The following is a 19958-nucleotide window of genomic DNA, read 5'->3' on the forward strand; positions in this document are numbered from 1 at the left end:
CATTGGGCTTATTTCATCACTCAATAACGCTTGATAGGATGGCATAATGATTAAACTACATCATTTAAATAAATCACGTTCAAAACGCATTATTTGGTTATTAGAAGAACTGGGCGTGGACTATGAATTAGTTGCTTATCACCGTGATGCAATTACATTTTTAGCGCCAGAGTCGTTAAAAGCAGTTCATCCATTAGGTAAATCACCAGTATTAGAAACCAGTGACTTTACCATTGCTGAGTCGGGTGCTATTACCGAGTATTTAATTCAAACTTATGCCGCTGATAAGCTTATGCCAGCAAAAGGCACTGCAGATTACATTGATTACTTACAATGGATGCATTTTGCTGAAAGCTCTGCTGCACTGCCATTATTATTAAAGATTTTTGTTAAAATGGATGGTGCTGAAACTCGTTTTATTGGTGGGTATGCAGATGCTGAAACGGCAAAAGTTATCAACTATTTTAATGACCGTTTAGAGGGTAAATCATATTTAGTCGGTAATAGTCTTAGTGGCGCCGATATTATGATGTCGTTTATTGCAGAGCTTGTTGGCCAAAATGGTGAGTTTGATAAATATCCTAATATTGCGAAGTATTATCAACAGCTAATGAGCCATGCTTCATTTAAAAAAGCGATGCAAATCGAAGCTGATAACGATCGTTAATCATTACCTTGCACCATCTTTAAAGACGAACTCAGTTCGTCTTTTTTATTGGCGTAGAGGTTGATTATGCATTATGTTCGCGTTGCGTCATTAATAATGCTTTTGCCGTATACAGGCTAATATTTCACACTTTAAAGGTTGGGTTGTTGTGGTGAAAGTTTGTTCGTTATCATACTAAGGTGCTATTATACCGACAGTATTATTGTGTGTTAAAAGGTTACATTATGGCTACTTTATCAGATGAGGAACTTGCTTACTTTAGCGATGTTTTTTCGCCGCAAGATGATAGTACCGACAACGCTCTATCGAGACATTCATTAAGTGTCGCAACTGAAGTACCACAAGTGCTTGCTCATATTCTCGGCAATGCCAAATTAACTTTGCTAGCTGAAATTAGCTATTATCGTTTGTGGTTTCCGTTAACCTTAAAAATAGATGATCTAGGGCAATTTTCACCAGAGTTAGGCATTCCTGAAGTAATAGATATGCGCGGAGGAGAACGTAGCTGGCGGCTTGATGATGTCAAAAATATTAAGGTGATGGATAATGACACGGCTAAATACGTTGAAGTGTTATCTTTGTCTAGCTCGGGCATGACCATTAAATTGCCGCAAGAACTTAGCGCTAAAACGCCACGTTTAACCCAGCTTATTTTACCTAATGGTGTCCACCTTGATATGGTATTTGAGCCGGTAAGGACTGAAAATGGGGTGATGGCGGCAAAAATTAGTGCCGAAGGTGAGTCTCGTGAGATATTGCGCCAATTTTTATTTAGCGAGCATAAAGCTAAATATTCACACCTTTATCAAAATATTAATCGCTAACTATAAAATCTTTGCTTAACATGACTTTAACTGCATCGATAAAGTCATTATCATTTTTAGCCTGAATTAACTGGCATAACTCATCACCGACAGTGGTAAAACGATAATAAGTAAATAATAAGTGCTGATGTTTAGGTTTTAGCGATAAAGTAGCATTACACATGGTTAACTGAATATGTTCACTACTGCTTAATAATCCAGTTTCAAATTCGCTTTTATGTAGAATCCCCGCATCGACTAAACTTAAAATACTCGAATAAGGCAAGCCGAATTGGGACAGGCCAAAGTTGGTTTGAGTATGCTTACGAAAATATTGTTTCATCCCGCCGTTAATACGATAACTGCTAAGTAATTTGAATCTGGGCTCGGTATTGATTTTAACCGACATGCCTAAGGCTTTTTCAAATATCAGTGCTTCTCGAAATGTCAGTTGCAGTAATACCGCTAAGGTCCGTAGGCTAAAGTTACCTGGATTAACGATTTCACTGGCTAAAATTCTGGCCCACAAATCTTGCATCTTACGATTATGAATTTGTTCTGCCATTTGGAAAAATTGGTAGCGCCAATCAGGATCTAGCTCCACTCCTGTGACATCTGAAGGCGTGTAATTAATGGCTAATGCAAAAATGCTTTCAAGGTTGGTCTGATGTTGGCTGAGTTGCTTGCGTTGACGGTATTCTGCACGCTCGGCAACAGATGCAGTAGAAGGCCGATAATCCTCTTCGCTGGCTAAACCGATAATACGCCCAAGTAATAAGGTTTTTTTGCGCGCGGACACTTGAGCATTGTCATCTTGCATCTCAGTTACATCAATATCAGCCATCACTTATCCTCGGTGTGCATTACGCTTGCGCCATATTTGTATGGTATGACATCTGTGCTAAATCGTTTAGCGTTTTGTCATTAATGGTGACCATAAGGCTTCTTTACCAGGCGCTGGATGACGCGGCACATTGAACGCTAGTGCCAGTGAGCATAGTGCAAATCCAGTACCGATGAAGAATACTGCTTTAGGCGAACTGAGCCATAACATGCCTAATAAAACAGGGATAATGACCGCGGCAATATGGTTAATGGTAAAGCTGACCGACATAGTTGAAGCAATATCTTGTTTATCAGCAATTTTTTGAAAATAGGTTTTCATCGCAATCGCCATAGCAAAAAGCAGGTGATCAATCACATACAATCCAGCCGCAATATTGGCGTCGCTGACATAGGCGTAACTGCTAAAAATAATCACTAAGCCAACGTACTCAATAATTAACGCGTTACGTTCACCCATTTTACCAATAAAGCGACCTATGGTTGGGGCAAAGAGTAAGTTAACGACATAGTTAATTAAGAATAAAGCGGTGATTTCGGACACCGAGTAACCAAATTTTTCGACCATCATAAATCCGGCAAATACCATAAAAATTTGCCTGCGCGCCCCAGAGAAAAAGGTTAGCAAGTAATAAAGCCAGTAGCGTTTTCTCAGTATTAAGTGTTTGTGCTGAATGGAACCTATGGCAAAACGAGGAAAATACACTGCCATAATGAACACCATGACTAATCCACATCCGCCAATAATGCTATACATCCAGATGTAGTCCAGGCTCAACCAACTCATTATTAGCCAAATTGAACCATAGCCAACAAGTGCTGCAGCAGAGCGCCACGCTAACGCTTTGCCCATAAAGCCAGGTGCATCGGCTTTATCTACCCACTGTAACGTAAGCGATTGATTTATTGTTTCAAAATAATGAAACCCAATCGACATCAGTACGGTGGTTAAATACAACCCGATGACATCAGGAAACCAGCCGGTAATCCCTACTCCAATGCACAATAGTGCCAAGGATGTTAAGGCAAAGGTTTGCTCTTTGATCAGTAGCAATACAAACACCGCGGTAAAAGCTAAAAATCCAGGCACCTCTCTTAAACTCTGCAGCATTCCAATTTCAGCGCCTGTGAATGCGGCGCGTTCAATAACAAAGTTATTTAACAAAGCCTGCCAAACTGCAAACACCATGGACATTACAAAAGTCATCCATAGCAGCAGATGTAGTGGGTTAGTGCGTTCAATAAAGGCGGATTTACCATTGAATAAGGCCGTATCACTGCTGTTTGGCATTGAAAATACTCGGTTTATAGGAAGTGTTTAGGTTGTTGTTTTCCATAGTGACATAAAACGGTTTGTTAAGTGAAATGTAATTTAGTGTAAATTAAATTGCTAATCTTAATGTAAATTATAATGCGAATCGTTATCAATTATTGTATGGTTGTTGCGTTTTTAGAGGGAGCATTAACGTGACGTGTCGGAGAAACAGATGAATAGAAAGTTAACCTTGTTGGCAGTATCTGTGGCAAGTGTATTGGGTTTGAGCGTAATACCTAATGCTCAAGCTGCAACGAATACTGAAACATTAGCCAAAGCCCTTGCCAAGCAAGAAGCTGAAATTACGATATTAAAACAGCAGCTTGCCACATTGGCCGCCGAGCAAAAACAACAACAGCAGCAAAACAAACAAGTGGCGACTCAAGTTGACACTGTGGTGCAACAAACCACTAAAGCGCAAGACCGTTTAAGCCGTTTTAGCTTTAACTCATATGGCAGCGCTGTTTACACCAGTGATGAATATTTCGATAACGTACAAGATACATCCGCAGAGCGACGTAGTCGTACTGATTTAGAGCGGATTGTGACCGAGTTTGGTTATCAGTTCACTGATGATTGGAGTATGGAAGTTGAAATTGAATATGAGCACGGTGGCACTGGCACCTCACTAGAATATGACGGCTTTGATGAATTTGGTGAGTTTGAATCCGAAGTTGAAGCAGGTGGCGAAGTGGTGGTTGAAAAAGCGGAAATTCGTTATCGTCCATCAAAATCCTTTGGGGTGAAATTCGGTAACATTCACTTACCTATTGGCTTATCGAGCATGTTACATAAACCTAATCAATATCTTACCGTGCAACGTCACAAGAGTGAAGCTGCGATGATGCCGACCGTTTGGAACGAAAACGGTATTGGTGTTTACGGGGAAATTGCCGATTTTCATTATCAGGCACAAGTTGTCAGTGGGTTAAACTCTGAGTATTTCCGCACTTATGATTGGGTGGCATCAGGCCATCAAAAACGCTTTGAAGAAGTGAATGCTGATGACCTAGCGTTTGCTGGTCGTATTGATTATGGCAATTTCAAAACCGGTAGTGCAGTCGGCGTGGCTTACTACTACGGTAATACCAGTGGTAATCGCCATAAGAGTAACAAACTCGATGTTGATGGTGCTCTTAGCATTGTGTCTGTTGCAGGAGCCTTTGTTGAAGGTCCATGGATTCTTCGTGGTCAATATTTATATGGCTCGTTAGACAATGCAGACGCTATTACCCAGGCTAATAAAACCACCCCAGGTTTACGTCCAGGTAATTTTGCTCAACTGGGCTCAGAGTCGCAGTCGTTCTTTGTTGAGGCGGGCGTCAAACTTGATCAATGGTTTGATATTCCGATGACCGTGTTTGCCAATATCGATTATTCCAATCCACTTATGGCCGTTGAAACGGGCACCGCAACCAAGCGTTATGAAAATACTTGGAGCAGTGTAGGTATTAACTATTTCCCGATACCTGAGATTGTGATTAAGGCCGAAGGTGGTCTTCATCAAGTGGCTGTTGCCAGCATTCCTGACACCAATTTCTTTGCTTTAGGTGTGGGATATCAGTTCTCGCTATAAGCGAATTTAATTTTTTGACCTGTTTTTTGACTTATTTTTTACATGGAGTTTTATTATGCGTTTTAACTACACTGCAATCTCACTAGCACTCGTGGCAACATTATCCGCGTGTGGCGGTTCAGGCTCGGATGACACTAGCACCCCGACAACCCCAACTACACCGACAACCGGTTTTAGTTTTGTCGCGACAGAAATGATCACTAACTTAACCGATGATGTTATTGTGGCTGGTTATGCTGATTTAGCAGCCAAAGGTGATGCCTTATTATTGGCAACCCAAACCTTACTGACTTCAACGGTACAAGCCGATTTAGTGGCAGCACAAAATGCGTGGAAGTCGGCTCGTCAACCTTGGGAACAAGGGGAGTCGCATATCTTTGGCCCAGTCGACTCATTGAGTATCGATCCGCATTTAGACAGCTGGCCGTTAAACACCACAGACTTACAAACCCAGTTAGCCAACAGTAATGGTTTTGATGCCGACACCATTAAAGGTTGGAATGATGATGTTCAAGGTTTTCATACCATGGAATATCTGTTGTTTGGCGATGGTGTTAACAGCAACACAAAGTTGATTGCAGATCTTAGCACTAAAGAACGTGAGTATTTAATCGCCTTAGCGGAAGTGTTCCGCGATTACACCGCGCAATTAGATGATGCTTGGCAAGTGAGCCATAACCCACAAGATGCTAATGCCAAACCTTATGCCGAGTTGCTTAAAACTCCGGGCGATGCCACTAACACTATTTACTCTTCACAGTTGGCGGTTATTGAAGAATTGATCAACGGCATGATTGGTATTGTCGATGAAGTGGGGAACGGTAAAATTGCCGATCCATTCGGAGAGTCATTAACTACGGCAGACACCTCTAAGGTGGAGTCGCAATATTCGTGGAACTCACTAACCGACTTTTCAAATAACATCATTGGTGTCCGTAACGTTTATCAAGGTGAATTTACGGGTGGCGCTGATAAGCAAGGCTTAATTGATTTTGTAACAGCAGCCGATGCGACTTTAGCTACGCGTGTCGCCAGCGAAATTGATGATGCCATTTTAAAAATTCAAGCCATTTCGGGTAGCACTAGCATGCCGTTCCGCCAAGCGATTCTCGATGCTGATGGCCGTGCTAGAACCCAGGTCGCCGTGGATGCATTAACAAAGTTACAAACGACGCTGCAGTCAGATGTGCTGCCTTTATTATCTGATTGGAACTCATAATTTAGCTGTTATCGTCTCAATAAGGCCATGGAACGACCTTATTGAGAGGGTTAGTGTGACCCAAAAAATAGAGACTCAACTCATAACAAGGTCGCATTACTGCTACATAAACTCAATTTCAGTGTGAATGTGTGAGACAAAGATGAACAAATTATTACGACAACCATATTGGTTTGTAGCATTACTGGGGCTTAGCCTTAGTGCTTGTGGTGGCAGCGGCGATGATGAAACCTCGCCAGCACCCATTGAGCCGGTAGTGACTTATCCTAGCTATACCTCAATTGTTGCTTTAGGTGGTGACACCACGACATTCGATGCCAGTAACTCTGGCCATGGCTTTTCAACGCCATCGTTAAATTTAACGGCAGATGAACTCGCGTTACATTTACGAGGTGATACCAACTTTGAAGTCTCGTTTACTACAGCGCCGAATGATCAACACCCTGAGCTTGATGGTTTAGGCCCAGTATTTAATAACGCTGACTGTAATTCTTGCCATCAACGCGATGGCCGAAATTCCACTCCTTTTTTGGCCGCAGATGAAACTCGGGTAAAACTGGGGTCGGCAGCGGGTATTTTCTTACGTATCAGCAAAGCTCCTGCTGAACCTTGTACTGTAGGAACTGCAGATAATAATTACTGTGCGCCGATTAAAGTGCCAGATTTTGGTGACCAGCTATTTCATCGCGGAGTGTTAAAAGCGCGCCCTGATTGGCAAGACAATGCATTTATTGGTCAAGCAGATGTGTATTTGTCTTATGAGCGACATGATGAAGTGTATGCCGATGGACGCACCATTAGTTTGAAGAAGCCTATTTTCGCGGTCGAAAATCCATATGATGCACCAGGCGAAACCCTACAAAGTGCCAATGTAACTTCAAATCTATTACAAGATGATGTGTTAATGGGTTGGCGTAACGGCATGCCTGTGTTTGGTTTAGGGTTGCTAGAAGCAATACCTGAGGCAAGCATTCTCGCCAATGTTGATGCTGATGACAGTAACAAAGATGATATTTCTGGACGGGCTAATTGGGTATTTGATGCCATAAAAGCACAAAATGGTGACAGTACACCCGTGTCTTTAGGTCGCTTTGGTTGGAAAGCGAACACGCCAAGTGTGCGAGTACAATCATTAGGTGCATTACGTGGCGACATTGGTATTACTAACCCGTTATTTCCTGATGAAAGTATTGTTGGCACCAGCTTACATGATTCATATTTAACACGAACTGGGTTTGTTGATACTGGTGAAGATGTTAATGGTGCGCCTGAGGCCAGTGCAGAGTTCAGTGATTCTGTGGTGTTTTATGCCGAAACATTAGCGGTGCCAGCCAGACGTAACGTTGATAAAACGGCAGTGCGCGAAGGCGCTCGGTTATTTGAACAACTCAATTGCAGCAGTTGTCATACGCCGTCGTTTGTGACCAAAATTTCAGGTGATATTGGCGGATTACCGATGAGCGAAAGCTTAAAAGGCCAAACTATTTATCCCTTTAGTGACATGTTGTTGCACGATATGGGTGAAGGACTGGCAGATGGTCGTCCAGACTTTTTAGCCGACGGTAACGAATGGCGTACTCGACCATTGTGGGGCATAGGCTTAACCCAAACGGTTAATCCACAAGCCGGATTTTTGCATGACGGCCGCGCAGCAACCTTGGAAGAAGCCATTTTGTGGCATGACGGAGAATCTAAAACGTCTAAGCAAGACTTTATGGCCTTAACGCAAGCAGAGCGTGATCAGGTAATCGCCTTTTTACAGTCGTTGTAAATGTAGCATGCAGTTAACAATGCCCTAGCCATATATGCCTAGGGCATTTTTTTGCGTGGTACCTCACATTGCATTACGGTAGTTCATCTTGCGGTAATTATTGATGATAATGACGTGATCTGTTTCATGTAAATTTTCGCGTCAGTGGTCTAAGATGCTGTATTACTTTTAAATGATTTCATTCGAGGTCAGCATGAGCCAAATTTTACTGATCCATTCAAGTGTCCATGGTTACACTCAAAAAATATGTGAATATTTACAACATCAGCTTGCAGGCCAAGATCAGTTGGTCACGGTAGCCTCCTTAGCGGAAGCTCCCGATTTAGCCCTATTTGATAAAGTGTACATTGGCGCCAGCATTCGTCATGGCAAACATCGCCCAGCTCTGTATCAATTTATTGAAGATCATCGTGCGGAATTGGACCATAAACCCAGTGGTTTTTTCTCGGTGAGCTTAGTGGCGCGCAAACCCAATAAGAATACGCCGCAAACTAACAGCTATATGCAACAGTTTTTAAGCCAAAGCGCCTGGAAACCTAAGTTATTGCAAGTGTTTGGTGGTAATTTAGATTACCAAGGTTATGGTGCCATGGACCGGAATATTATTCGGTTTATTATGTGGTTAACTAAAGGACCCACAGACCCTAATACCAAAGTAGAGTTTACTGATTGGCAAAAGGTTGATGAGTTTGCTCAGCAAATAATAGAGGCATAATTAATGGTATTAAAGCCGTTATGGCAGCGTATTGAAGCAGTATTGCATCCATTGATAATATTGATGTCGATGTTATTAATTTGTACCAGCCCATGGATATTTATTGGACGTCAATTAAGTCCTCGCGCCAGTGTTTGGGATATATTTCATGTTTATGGTGGCTTGTTTACCGCACTGTTAGCATTGATTTTTGCTTATAAAGTGTGTGCGGCTGGGCAGTGGCGGCAGTTTTTTCCTTGGCTTACTTTTGAATTAACGCCATTGCTTGCAGATGTGAGAGGGTTAGTACACGGTCAATTACCATATTCTGGTGGCAAAGGCTTAATCAGTGTCATTGAAGGCGTTGGGGTTATTTTGTTACTGCTGGTGGTGGTTAGCGGAGCTGGTTGGTACATAGCAGATCCTAGTAATGCTCTAGCATGGCGCGGCTATCATATTGTGTTTGCTCAGGGTTTTATTGGCTTTATTGTAGTCCATGGTTTATTGGCACTTTTACACCTTCGGGATTTTTTTAATTAACTGTAATCTTAATGGTTTTCTCGCAAACCGGCATTGCCACCAGCATTATCACCAGTAGAATGGCTTAGTTCAAATCGCTCCGCTATTGAGTATTCAATTGCTGAAACCAATTGACGGTAAATTGAATAAAACTGGCTAGCCTTGCTGATTGTTGCACTAACTGCGGGTGAATTAAATATGCAGTCGATGTGTTCATGGTTTCTGTGGTTAAGATGGCTTGTAATGTGCCTGCTTGTATTTCGTTATCGACTAAATACTCTGGCCCGACAATAATACCGCGGCCCAATAATGCCAGCTGTTTAAGCATATGATTATCGTTAACACTCAAGCCGCTATTAATGAACACCGGTTGAGCATTGAAGGTCCAGTGACTTTGTTCTGTTGCGGTTAAGCATTGGTGATGTTGCAAATCCTCAATCGAATCAGGTGTACCGTGTTGTTGAAGGTAAGCTGGGGCAGCACAACAGACTTGGCGATAATCAAATAATTTTTTAGCAATCATGTTTTGTGGTGGTGTTGCGGTCGCCCTAAAAGCAAGATCAAAGTCGTTTTTAGTCAAATCAAACAAGGTATAGCTGCAATCAATACTAAACTGTACCTGTGGATGCAATTGAGTAAACTCATGGCAAATATTAAGTAAATGTCGTTGAGTTAGTTGGCTTGGTGCCGTAATGCGTATTCTGCCTGATATATCTTCATTATCGTGACGAATTCTTTTATCTAATAAAAGTAAGTCGGCTTTCACTTGTCCCATACTCGATAAGATCATCTCACCTTGTGGCGTTAGCCTGACGCTGCGTGTTGTGCGGATCAGCAATGGACGACCGACTTCCTTTTCAAGTTGTCTAATTTGCTCAGACAAATATCCTCTCGATATTCCTAACGAGGCCGCGGCTTCAGTAAAACTCAGTTGTTTGGCAACTTCGCTGAATAAGAATAATCGTTCGAATTTTTTGTGTTCACGACTCATGATTATAACCATCAATAATATTTTATAGAGAACTGTAATCTGTTATTGGTAGATATACCAAATAATGATTTTGGTTTTTGCGGTTCATTTTTACGCTAGATCCCATACACTCATGTTCATCTCCATTATAAAAAGAGCATCAATATGACGGGTTTACCCTTAACTGAATTTCTACCAAACGTTAGCCCGATCGTTTATGGCTGTATGGGGCTGGGTGGCGGTTGGAACAACAATGCCATTACTCAAGCGGATATTCAGCAAACCCATGAGGTCATTGATACTGCGCTGGATAACCAAATAAACTATTTTGATCACGCAGATATTTATACTTTTGGTAAAGCAGAATCCGTTTTTGGCAAGGTATTGGCTCTGCGCCCTGATCTACGTGAAAAAATGTACCTACAAACCAAGTGCGGTATTCGACTTGAGGACAGCAAAGGCCCTAAGCGTTACGATTTATCGTTGGCTTGGATTAACTATAGTGTCGAGAAAAGTTTAACCGAATTACACACTGATTATATCGATGTGCTGGTACTTCATCGACCAGACCCCTTAATGCGCGTTACTGATATTGCCGATACTTTCCACAAGCTTAAAGCAGCAGGTAAAGTGCGTTTTCTCGGTGTTTCGAATATGCAGCAACATCAAATTAGCGCACTGCAACGTGTGCTTGATGAGCCATTAGTGGTCAATCAAATAGAAATGAGCCTGCAAAAACATGCTTGGTTAGACGAAACCGTTTATACGGGTAATCAAGACGGTAAAGACATTAACTTTACCCCTGGTACGATCGAGTACTGTAATCAACATAATGTACAAATTCAGGCGTGGGGCAGCTTATGCCAAGGGATTTACAGTGGCATCTCGACGGTAGGTCAGTCTGATGCGGTAACACAAATCAGTCAGTTAGTCGCCACATTAGCGGCGGAATATAATACTAGCCCAGAAGCTATTTTATTAAGTTGGCTGATGCGCCATCCTAGCCAAATTCAACCGGTTATTGGCACCACCAATCTTGAGCGTATTAAGGCTTGTGCACAAGTCGCTACAGTATCGCTCAGTCGGGAGCACTGGTATGCATTGTATGTCAGCGCTAAAGGACATGAGTTACCTTAACCATTACGACAACATGTTTGAGCAATACCCGAGCATTTATCGATGCCATTCAATTAAAGGATTCTAAGACAATATGAACAAGACAACATGGGCACTATTGAGTGCAGTATGGGTGTTAAGTGGATGTCAGCAGGCAGAACCAGAAGTGGTAGCGTCAGCGGTTCAGCCTTTGCAGCAGCCTACCGATAAAACTGATATATATAACGATTACTTACACCGCGATGTGCGCGACGACATTTTCTACTTTGTACTGCCAGACCGTTTTTATAACGGTGATAGTAGCAATGACAATGGCTCGACTACCGAGAGTATTTCTCAAGGTGGCGTAGACTTAACGTCGCCCCGTGGTTTTCATGGTGGCGATATTAAAGGCATTGAACAGAAACTGGATTACTTACAAAATCTTGGTATTACCGCTATTTGGATGACGCCATTATTGCGAAATAAAGCGATTCAATCAGATGGTATTGCGCATCATGGTTATTGGATTGTCGATTTTACCGAAGTAGATCCACACTTTGGCACTAATGACGATTTGAAACTGCTTATCGAGTCTGCTCATCAACGCGGCATGAAAGTCTTTTTTGACATTATTACTAACCACACTGCCGACGTGATCAAGTATCAAGAGTGCCATCAAGCGTCGGGCGAGTTTATTGCACCAAACACTCAGTGTGCATATAAGTCATTAGCTCAGGTTGAAAAGGGCGATAGCTACACGCCGTTTGTGCCTCAAAATCAAGCGAGTGTAAAAGTCCCTGAATGGTTAAACGACCCACGTTTTTACCATAATCAAGGTGATAGTACGTTTAAAGGTGAAAGCTCGTTAAATGGCGATTTTAATGGCTTAGATGATCTCAATACCGCGGATCCTGAAGTCGTTTCAGGCATGGTTGATATTTATCAACATTTGATTAAAGAATTTAAGCCTGATGGCTTTAGGATCGACACCGTTAAGCATGTAGATTTGTCATTTTGGCAAACCTTTAGTCCTGAAATCGTTAACTTTGCCAAGGCGCAAGGCATTCCTCAGTTTCATGTGTTTGGCGAGGTGTATGATACCAATCCCAACAACCTGAGCGTTTATACCACCAAAGGCAACCTACCGTCGGTACTCGACTTTGCTTTTCAGCAAACCGCGGCAGATATTTTCTATCGCGGCAAGAGTCCTGTATTAGCCCAGCAATTATTTGCCCAAGATACCCTTTACCAAGATGAAGACAGCCAGGCTGATTTATTGATGACTTTTTTAGGTAATCATGACATGGGACGCACGGGCTATTTTATCAATCAAGCTCAAGCGAATATGCCTGCAGAAGATAAACTGCAACGCAGTATTTTGTCTCATGCATTTATGTTTCTATCTCGTGGTATTCCGGTTATCTATTACGGCGATGAGCAAGGATTTACGGGTGACGGTAATGACATTGGCGCACGTGAAGATATGTTTTCCTCTAAAGTGGCCAGTTACAATGACAACGTTTTACTCGGGAGTAATGTTACTACTGCAGCGGATAACTTTGATGTAAAGCATCCACTGTATCAAGCCATTGCACAACTGAGCGAACTGCGTAAACAATATCCCATTCTACGTCGTGGACAATATCAAGACCGTTTTTACCAAGCAGACAAAGACATGTTTGCATTTGCGCGGGTAGACCCTGAAACAGGGGCAGAATTTTTGATGGTGTTTAATAGCGGTGAACAAGCGCAGACTATTAATGTTACTCAAGAGGGTAAGCGTTATCGCTTAATGACCACATGGCCAGATGTTGTCGTGCCATCGAGCGAAGATGCCATAGAGGCCGCATCAGTAGAGTTAATGGTGACTTTACCGCGATTAAGTTATGCCATTTATACCACAGCAAGTTAAGCAATAGAGATAAAAAATGGCTATCCACTGGATAGCCATTTTTGTATCGGTTAACCACTACTGCTTTAATGCTAAGTAGTTAATGACCCCAATGATATCTTCCAAGCTGCGCATTTCATTTAAATTGATGGCGTATTTATCGTTAACAATAAATGCCGGTACACTTTGTACTGCATACGTTACTTGCTGTTGACGCCACATGGTTAACTTTTTATTGGTCTCTGCACTGTCTGCTACCGTGTCATATTGCTTTGCATCAACACCAAACTGAGCAAAAACATTTTTAATATCATCACGGTTATTAATTTGTGATTTGTGTTCATGTCCTGCGGCAGCGTGGTCGTGGCCGCCAGTATTATCTTTGCCCTGGATTGCGCCAAACATGGCTATTTTTAACGCTTCTTTATTATCTAATTCATGAATAACCGCTAATGCGCGCATGACTTCTGTACCTAAGTCGCTATTCATAAAGTCGACATGTTTACTGTCGAAGGTGATTTTTTTGTCTAAACCCGCCTTGATTTCAGGTAAGTACTGGCTTTCCATATTGAAACAGTTATGGCAATAGAACGAGAAGAATTCAGTGACTTTAGGTTCACTTGGAACCATGTTGTTAGAAATCTGAGTATAGTGCTTACCCTCAACAAATGGCGTAGCAAATGTGCTAAACGAGGCGGTGATGAGCGTTAGGATAATGGCGAAATATTTAATCATGTAAACCTCAAATCAATGTTAGTCGTAAATCAGTGTTAGTCGTGAATCAGTGTTAATAACGAATTAATATTAGTAGCAAATCGATGTTAGTAGTAAATAGCCACTAGGATTCGATTAATCTGCTTGAACTAATTAGGGTAAGTTTGTTAACTGAATTATGGCTTAAATCATCAATCAAAAAGACGCTAATTTCGTGATCGCTGCGTGTTTTATGAGGATAATCCTTTAATAAAGTTCAGATATTGATATGAGGTTAATGATTTCTGCCAATGTCACCATTGAGTGACAATGAACTGTTCATTGTTGGTGAGTTCTGTGCAAAGACTAATGTAGAGGGTTAATTTCAAGGAGCCTGGCTGTTTAATTATGGTTGTTGGTAGGTTATGTACAAAGGCCGATATGGCATGATGAATAAGTAGGGCTCATGTGGAAGGATGAATGTAGGACGACCAACTGAACCTTCAGTGCTGACAACGATAACGGCTGTGGATGAAGAGTGTTCAACCACGATAGTTTAGATTAACGTTAATCTCTCAGTGTTTGCCATGCTTCGCACACTTCTCGAAAGCGTTCAGCATTACCTTGTTCACGATCGGGATGCCATTTTAGCGCCAGCTTACGCCATTGTTTACGAATGTCTCTATCAGTAGCCGTTTCATCAAGCTCAAATACTTTTAAGGCTTGGCCTTGATGCATTAATTTTATATTAACGCCAATATACTCTTGATAGGTTGACCAGAATGACTCGAGCATTTCTCGCACCACGTTAACGCTTGCATCATAATTGGCCCAGTCGAGATAGTAATCGCGTAATGCCCCATCGCGAATATGTTGTACATCAGCACTGGCAGGAATAATTCTAAATATTTGAATTTCCATTGCCTTAACTTGTAACCACTGTTTGGGCATTAATATGTCTTGTAATGCATACAAGGCGTTCATCAACAGAAAGTTGCGTTTAAAGAGGTCTTTTTCGGGTAAAGGATCAAGATTATGCATTAATCCTTTGGCTTGTAACTCGCTCGCCAAATGATGCACTTTCCAACTTTGGTTGGTTGATTGCAATAAGCTTAGCACAGACCATATTAGCGGGTTGTCACCTTTAGGTGCATTGAGTTCGTTACTGTCCGTGGTGTGGGTCAGTTCAGTGCTATAGGCATTATGTAAGGTTTTATTGAGTAGCATGGCGGCGTATTCATCCTGAATTGGCGATAAAATCTACTTGTTATGAGCTCCCACTATGCCATAGTCGTTGTTAATCACAAGTAGATTTACCCTTGCAGATACGTTAGTTTGACTGCACTGTGCAGTGCGTTAATTTGGCTAAGTATTTCGCTAGGCTTAATGATGGCCTAAATGTGCCTTAGTGATATTAGCGTAACCAGATAGCAATATCGGGTTAGATACAGAATGTGGAAATTGCTAGTGAATAGTATTGCGATTTGATTAACACTTTTAATTTTTTATTGGTTTTGATCAATTAATTCCTATTCTTACAGGCAAGAAAACGTTATTTGGTATAAAATTCTCTGCAATAAATAATCCGGGGCTTAACCAATGACAGATAAACACTATATTAGTGCGCAACAACTACTAGAAGATTCATTTAGGCTCGCGGCACAAGTATATGACAGTGGCTTTAGACCGCAGTTTATTGTGGGTATTTGGCGCGGTGGAGCTCCAATCGGCATTGCAGTACAAGAGTATTTTGACTTTAAAAAAGTTGAAACTGATCATATAGCTGTTAGAACCTCTTCTTATTATGGTATTGGTACCGACAAACAAGATAAGAATATTAAAGTGCACGGTTTGCATTACATTATCGAAAATGCCAATGCTAGCGATGGCTTGTTGATTGTTGATGATGTATTCGATTCAGGACGTAGCATTGATGCGCTTATTGGTAAATTAAGAAAGTTTATGCGTTTGAATATGCCAACCGATATCCGCATAGCATGTCCTTATTACAAGCCTAAAAATACTAAAGTAGATCTAAAACCTGAATATTTTATTCATTCATCTGAAGATTGGTTAGTGTTTCCCCATGAAGTATCTGGTTTAACCCCCCAAGAAATTGCTGAAGGCAAAGCCGACTTTAAAAATATTCAAGAACTGTTTTTATAAATACTATGCGACCGTTTTTTAGGCGGTAATGGCAACGAATTTGCTAGGATTTTGGGCAGGTTTTGCTAGAGTATGCCGCTATGTGAGTGCGCCAACATACTAATGTCAATGCGACAATATCAGTATGTTGGCGCACTTTTTTATCCGAATCGATGAAAATGTAGTGAACATTATGGCTTCTGTAGAATTGTTTACCCCCGATACTCCGGTAAAACGCCAACTTGAACTGTTAGCGCCGGCCAAAAATGCTGATTATGGTATTGAAGCAATCCGACATGGTGCCGATGCGGTTTATATTGGTGGACCAGCCTTTGGTGCGCGTCATAATGCTGGTAACAGTGTTGCAGATATTGCTCGCTTGACAGAGTTTGCTCATGGTTATCATGCCCAGGTGTTTGTGGCATTAAATACTATTTTACTGGATGACGAACTTGATAAAGCCCAAAAGCTTATTTGGCAGCTTTATGAAGCGGGTGTTGATGCTTTAATTGTTCAAGACATGGGCGTTTTACAGTTCGATCTTCCGCCTATTGCGTTACATGCGAGTACCCAAACGGATAACCGTAGCCCAGAAAAAACAGTATTTTTTGAACAAGTTGGTTTTTCACAGGTGGTGTTAGCCCGTGAGCTAAATCTTGCGCAAATTCGCGAGATTGCTGCTAGCACTAAAATGAAGTTAGAGTTCTTTATTCATGGTGCATTATGTGTCAGTTACAGTGGATTGTGTAACTTAAGCCATGCCTATTCTAATCGAAGTGCTAACCGCGGTGAATGCTCACAGATGTGTCGATTACCGTGCAATCTGACCACGCGTGAAGGTGAAGTATTAGCCGAAAATAAGCATTTGTTGTCACTCAAAGATAATAACCAAACTGATAATTTAGAAGCCCTAATTGATGCCGGCATTAGCTCATTTAAAATTGAGGGCCGCTTAAAAGACATTACTTACCTTAAGAATGTTACCGCACATTACCGCCAGCAACTGGATGCTATTATTGCTAAGCGTGCCGACCTAGCGTCTATCTCTCATGGTCGTTGCGAGTTTAACTTTACCCCCGATCCGGATAAAAGTTTTAACCGCGGTAAAACTGATTATTTTGTCAATGAACGTACAGAGGCGATTGAACATTTTAGTTCGCCTAAATTTATTGGTGAGAAAGTGGGTCGTATCACCCAAGTCGGTAAAGCGTTTATTAAAATCGATACCAGCGAAAGTGGCAAAGACATTCATTTTAACAATGGTGATGGCTTATGTTTTTTTGTTGAACATTATGAAACCCAGCGGTTGTCTGACGATAAGCTCTCCGGCGTGCGCATTAACCGCGCCGACGGTAATACCTTGTATTTAACCGAAGTGCCAAAAGACTTAAAAGTCGGCGTGATGATGTTCCGTAACTTCGACCATAAGTTCGAGGCTATCTTAAATAAAGACTCTGCCAGCCGTAAAATAGCGGTCGACATGCAATTTTTTGATACCGATGATGGCGTAGGGTTAACCATCATTGATGTACATAATATTAGCGCTACCGCCACGTTAGTATGTGATAAATCTCCGGCTAACGATCAAGCCAAAACTGCAGAAAATCTCAAAAAACAACTTAGTAAACTGGGTAGCAGTGACTTTGTATTGAATAAGGTTAATTTACTCACGCAGCAGATGTGGTTTCTACCCACCTCAGTTGTTAACGAACTACGCCGTGATGCGGTGAGTGCGTTAATGGCTGTAAGGCTTGCCTGTTACCAACGACCAGAGCGTTGGATGCACGATAAAAGCGCGCGTTTTCCGCAAAAAGCTTTGAGCTTTTTATCCAATGTGGCTAACGAAAACGCCAAGTCATTTTATCATCAGCATGGGGTGATTCAAATTGAAGACACCTATGAGAAAAATACCGTGTTGCATGACGCACCGTTAATGGTCACTAAACATTGTCTGCGCTACAGTTTTAATTTATGCCCGAAAGAAGTGGAAGGCATCAAAGCTGACCCGATGTTTTTAGAAGTAGGTAAAGATAAATTGAAGTTAGTTTTTGACTGCCACAAATGTGAAATGATGATTGTTGGCTCCAACCAATTAGTGAAACAATAACAACGAAGCAGCGATATTTTATACATTATTGTTTTTGCGTTGACAGTATTACACTTGCCAGTGGTTTAGTTTTTCAAACAAGCTGCAAAAATAACCATTAAATAGCTGCCAAAACTCGTGTGTTTCGAGTACACTGCGCGGCTGAAATTTCATGGGTTTTAGCCTGTGATACCTTAAGTAGGAAAGAATAGATTATGAGCGATAGCAAAAAGTATGCTTTACGTGTTATTCAAATTGAAGATACGTGGAAAACCGAAATTACTCGTCGTATGACATCGACTAAAACGATAGTGTCAAAAAGCCAAGATGGTTTTGCGTCAGAAGCAGAAGCTACTGCATGGGGTGAGCAATCACTACAAGGTTTTTTATCTAAGCAAGTTGATCGTAACAAGCGTAAAACTGAAAAGCATCTTAAAGCTAAAAGTTTAGCAGCTGCGATTGCAGCTGAATCTGCTGTCGATGAAGAAGAGCTATTCGATGCTGAAGATGATGCAGAAGACGAAGATGACGAAGAGTTAAACTAATATTTCATCAAGCATGTAAATGTTATAGATAAGTTTCAATTTTTGTATGTTCAGGATAGGATGTACTTAATTAGAATGATTTTCGATCAACTTATCTCTATCTTGACCAAATAAGGATTCATTTGGATGAACAAGATTGCTGAAATTATAGGCTGCTTGGGGTGCTTAGGAATAATGTTCCTGTTCCCCAGCAGTGCATCGGCTACTCCTACTGCCCTGATGACTTTTGGCGAACTTGGTAACTCATCAGGTACTATAGTGATGTCTAATGATGTCCAGCAACTCACAAGCTTGTCTGCAAAATTTGGCTTTTTACCACCATTAGATTGGAAGCTCGCATTTAGCGATAAACGTGGCGACATGACGATGGCTGAGTTTATTCCAGCGAATGAGTCGTTAAATGATTGGTCTAGTTTAGTCTGCATGCAAGGTTTTAAAGGCTTAGCAAATGACGTTGAGCCAGAACGTTTTTTAGATTCAATGGCTGCCACCTATCAAGAGCATTGCCAAGGGCAAGTTGTTTATCAGCAGCTTGGTCGTTCTGAAGTTGGTGAGCTCGAGGCTGTACATGGTTTATTAGGCTGTACCAGCATGCCTAATATTCATCAATCTTTAGCGGCAGTTGAAGAGCCTTATATCACCAGTCCACAAGGTGAAATGGGCTATTTTACGGTAATAAGTGATGACGAAAATGTCTACTTAATTCATAAATCGATTCGTACAGCGGTGTTTACGATAGATACAGTACCCATCACTATCGATAATTATCGTGATTTCATGACTCATCCCTAGTTTAATTCTCGTATTGGCCCTAATCTTGAACCTTAGTTTTGCATCCTGAATCTTAGCATCCATATTCAAGTGCTTAGCTCTTGCTCAGATAGTCAGTTTTGAGCTTTAGTCCTTAGATTTAGTTCTTAGATTAAGTCCCTAGATTTAGTATAAACATGCTCACATCGAAACTTTGCACAGTATTGAGGTGCTTGCTGAGCCTCTTAAATATTATCAATCGATATGTTAAACCATCAATAAGTTGAATTATCTGTGAGTTAACCTTTTGTGAGTATCAAATTCCCCTGTGGATCCGTTATAATCGCCGCGCTATTATTTTATGATGGCAACG

The 19958-nt window shown here is 41.4% G+C and carries 18 protein-coding genes; 13 read left to right on the top strand and 5 right to left on the bottom strand.

The window, feature by feature from the left end:
- The first annotated feature begins 46 nt into the window (after positions 1-46).
- Positions 47-667, top strand: a complete 621-nt coding sequence (locus EGC82_RS05695; protein WP_124729902.1) for a glutathione S-transferase family protein — start codon at positions 47-49, stop codon at positions 665-667.
- A gap of 224 nt (positions 668-891) precedes the next feature.
- Positions 892-1491: a hypothetical protein gene (locus EGC82_RS05700; RefSeq protein ID WP_124729903.1), complete on the top strand. Its 600-nt coding sequence runs from the start codon at positions 892-894 to the stop codon at positions 1489-1491.
- Here EGC82_RS05700 and EGC82_RS05705 read toward each other — a convergent pair.
- Both EGC82_RS05705 and EGC82_RS05710 read right to left on the bottom strand, forming a co-directional pair.
- A complete protein-coding gene (locus tag EGC82_RS05705) occupies positions 1481-2314 on the bottom strand; it encodes a TIGR03899 family protein (protein ID WP_124729904.1) in 834 nt (277 codons plus the stop codon). The genes EGC82_RS05700 and EGC82_RS05705 overlap by 11 nt on opposite strands.
- Positions 2315-2380: 66 nt before the next feature.
- A complete protein-coding gene (locus tag EGC82_RS05710; RefSeq protein ID WP_124732568.1) occupies positions 2381-3520 on the bottom strand; it encodes an MFS transporter in 1140 nt (379 codons plus the stop codon).
- A gap of 280 nt (positions 3521-3800) precedes the next feature.
- Here EGC82_RS05710 and EGC82_RS05715 point away from each other — a divergent pair, with 280 nt between their 5' ends.
- The 5 genes from EGC82_RS05715 to EGC82_RS05735 all read left to right on the top strand — a co-directional run bounded on the left by EGC82_RS05715 (position 3801) and on the right by EGC82_RS05735 (position 9428).
- Entirely contained in the window at positions 3801-5204 is a 1404-nt protein-coding gene (locus EGC82_RS05715; RefSeq protein WP_124729905.1) for a porin family protein, read from the top strand.
- Between the two features lie 55 nt (positions 5205-5259).
- On the top strand, positions 5260-6423 hold the full coding sequence (locus EGC82_RS05720) for an imelysin family protein (RefSeq protein WP_124729906.1): 1164 nt from the start codon (positions 5260-5262) through the stop codon (positions 6421-6423).
- A gap of 142 nt (positions 6424-6565) precedes the next feature.
- Entirely contained in the window at positions 6566-8194 is a 1629-nt protein-coding gene (locus EGC82_RS05725; RefSeq protein WP_124729907.1) for a di-heme oxidoredictase family protein, read from the top strand.
- Between the two features lie 193 nt (positions 8195-8387).
- Complete coding sequence (hemG, locus tag EGC82_RS05730; RefSeq protein WP_124729908.1) at positions 8388-8909, top strand: menaquinone-dependent protoporphyrinogen IX dehydrogenase; 522 nt, start codon at positions 8388-8390, stop codon at positions 8907-8909.
- Positions 8910-8912: 3 nt separating this feature from the next.
- Complete coding sequence (locus EGC82_RS05735; protein WP_124729909.1) at positions 8913-9428, top strand: cytochrome b/b6 domain-containing protein; 516 nt, start codon at positions 8913-8915, stop codon at positions 9426-9428.
- An 82-nt stretch (positions 9429-9510) separates the two neighbouring features.
- Here the strand turns inward: EGC82_RS05735 and EGC82_RS05740 are convergent, their stop codons facing one another.
- On the bottom strand, positions 9511-10398 hold the full coding sequence (locus tag EGC82_RS05740; RefSeq protein WP_124729910.1) for a LysR family transcriptional regulator: 888 nt from the start codon (positions 10396-10398) through the stop codon (positions 9511-9513).
- A gap of 144 nt (positions 10399-10542) precedes the next feature.
- Between EGC82_RS05740 and EGC82_RS05745 the strand changes: the two genes are divergently transcribed.
- Both EGC82_RS05745 and EGC82_RS05750 read left to right on the top strand, forming a co-directional pair.
- Positions 10543-11514, top strand: coding sequence for an aldo/keto reductase (locus EGC82_RS05745; RefSeq protein WP_124729911.1), 972 nt, complete (start codon positions 10543-10545; stop codon positions 11512-11514).
- A 73-nt stretch (positions 11515-11587) separates the two neighbouring features.
- Positions 11588-13387 carry an alpha-amylase family glycosyl hydrolase gene (locus tag EGC82_RS05750; protein WP_124729912.1) on the top strand — a complete coding sequence of 600 codons (1800 nt, stop codon included), beginning with the start codon at positions 11588-11590 and terminating at the stop codon, positions 13385-13387.
- A 57-nt stretch (positions 13388-13444) separates the two neighbouring features.
- Here EGC82_RS05750 and EGC82_RS05755 read toward each other — a convergent pair whose 3' ends face one another.
- Both EGC82_RS05755 and EGC82_RS05760 read right to left on the bottom strand, forming a co-directional pair.
- Positions 13445-14101 (bottom strand): thiol:disulfide interchange protein DsbA/DsbL, encoded by a 657-nt coding sequence (locus tag EGC82_RS05755; protein ID WP_124729913.1) that lies wholly within the window; start codon positions 14099-14101, stop codon positions 13445-13447.
- A 525-nt stretch (positions 14102-14626) separates the two neighbouring features.
- Positions 14627-15286 carry a DNA-J related domain-containing protein gene (locus tag EGC82_RS05760; protein ID WP_124729914.1) on the bottom strand — a complete coding sequence of 220 codons (660 nt, stop codon included), beginning with the start codon at positions 15284-15286 and terminating at the stop codon, positions 14627-14629.
- Between the two features lie 372 nt (positions 15287-15658).
- On the opposite strand from EGC82_RS05760, the gene EGC82_RS05765 reads away from it, so the two are divergent.
- The 4 genes from EGC82_RS05765 to EGC82_RS05780 all read left to right on the top strand — a co-directional run bounded on the left by EGC82_RS05765 (position 15659) and on the right by EGC82_RS05780 (position 19627).
- The gene (locus EGC82_RS05765) at positions 15659-16225 is read left to right on the top strand and encodes a phosphoribosyltransferase (RefSeq protein ID WP_124729915.1); all 567 of its coding nucleotides are present in this window, start codon (positions 15659-15661) and stop codon (positions 16223-16225) included.
- Between the two features lie 172 nt (positions 16226-16397).
- Positions 16398-18311: a peptidase U32 family protein gene (locus EGC82_RS05770; RefSeq protein WP_124729916.1), complete on the top strand. Its 1914-nt coding sequence runs from the start codon at positions 16398-16400 to the stop codon at positions 18309-18311.
- A gap of 194 nt (positions 18312-18505) precedes the next feature.
- Positions 18506-18835, top strand: a complete 330-nt coding sequence (locus EGC82_RS05775) for a DUF3622 domain-containing protein (RefSeq protein WP_124729917.1) — start codon at positions 18506-18508, stop codon at positions 18833-18835.
- 126 nt (positions 18836-18961) lie between these two features.
- Positions 18962-19627 carry a hypothetical protein gene (locus EGC82_RS05780; RefSeq protein WP_124729918.1) on the top strand — a complete coding sequence of 222 codons (666 nt, stop codon included), beginning with the start codon at positions 18962-18964 and terminating at the stop codon, positions 19625-19627.
- The last annotated feature ends 331 nt before the right edge of the window (positions 19628-19958 follow it).

It is taken from the genome of Shewanella livingstonensis (assembly GCF_003855395.1).
Lineage (GTDB): Bacteria > Pseudomonadota > Gammaproteobacteria > Enterobacterales > Shewanellaceae > Shewanella > Shewanella livingstonensis.

Bases quoted from the DNA above. Each gene is read 5' to 3' on its own strand.
- EGC82_RS05695 (WP_124729902.1), top strand. From the start codon at position 47: ATGATTAAACTACATCATTTAAATAAATCACGTTCAAAACGCATTATT.
- EGC82_RS05700 (WP_124729903.1), top strand. From the start codon at position 892: ATGGCTACTTTATCAGATGAGGAACTTGCTTACTTTAGCGATGTTTTT.
- EGC82_RS05705 (WP_124729904.1), bottom strand. From the start codon at position 2,314: ATGGCTGATATTGATGTAACTGAGATGCAAGATGACAATGCTCAAGTG.
- EGC82_RS05710 (WP_124732568.1), bottom strand. From the start codon at position 3,520: ATGACTTTTGTAATGTCCATGGTGTTTGCAGTTTGGCAGGCTTTGTTA.
- EGC82_RS05715 (WP_124729905.1), top strand. From the start codon at position 3,801: ATGAATAGAAAGTTAACCTTGTTGGCAGTATCTGTGGCAAGTGTATTG.
- EGC82_RS05720 (WP_124729906.1), top strand. From the start codon at position 5,260: ATGCGTTTTAACTACACTGCAATCTCACTAGCACTCGTGGCAACATTA.
- EGC82_RS05725 (WP_124729907.1), top strand. From the start codon at position 6,566: ATGAACAAATTATTACGACAACCATATTGGTTTGTAGCATTACTGGGG.
- hemG (WP_124729908.1), top strand. From the start codon at position 8,388: ATGAGCCAAATTTTACTGATCCATTCAAGTGTCCATGGTTACACTCAA.
- EGC82_RS05735 (WP_124729909.1), top strand. From the start codon at position 8,913: ATGGTATTAAAGCCGTTATGGCAGCGTATTGAAGCAGTATTGCATCCA.
- EGC82_RS05740 (WP_124729910.1), bottom strand. From the start codon at position 10,398: ATGAGTCGTGAACACAAAAAATTCGAACGATTATTCTTATTCAGCGAA.
- EGC82_RS05745 (WP_124729911.1), top strand. From the start codon at position 10,543: ATGACGGGTTTACCCTTAACTGAATTTCTACCAAACGTTAGCCCGATC.
- EGC82_RS05750 (WP_124729912.1), top strand. From the start codon at position 11,588: ATGAACAAGACAACATGGGCACTATTGAGTGCAGTATGGGTGTTAAGT.
- EGC82_RS05755 (WP_124729913.1), bottom strand. From the start codon at position 14,101: ATGATTAAATATTTCGCCATTATCCTAACGCTCATCACCGCCTCGTTT.
- EGC82_RS05760 (WP_124729914.1), bottom strand. From the start codon at position 15,286: ATGCTACTCAATAAAACCTTACATAATGCCTATAGCACTGAACTGACC.
- EGC82_RS05765 (WP_124729915.1), top strand. From the start codon at position 15,659: ATGACAGATAAACACTATATTAGTGCGCAACAACTACTAGAAGATTCA.
- EGC82_RS05770 (WP_124729916.1), top strand. From the start codon at position 16,398: ATGGCTTCTGTAGAATTGTTTACCCCCGATACTCCGGTAAAACGCCAA.
- EGC82_RS05775 (WP_124729917.1), top strand. From the start codon at position 18,506: ATGAGCGATAGCAAAAAGTATGCTTTACGTGTTATTCAAATTGAAGAT.
- EGC82_RS05780 (WP_124729918.1), top strand. From the start codon at position 18,962: ATGAACAAGATTGCTGAAATTATAGGCTGCTTGGGGTGCTTAGGAATA.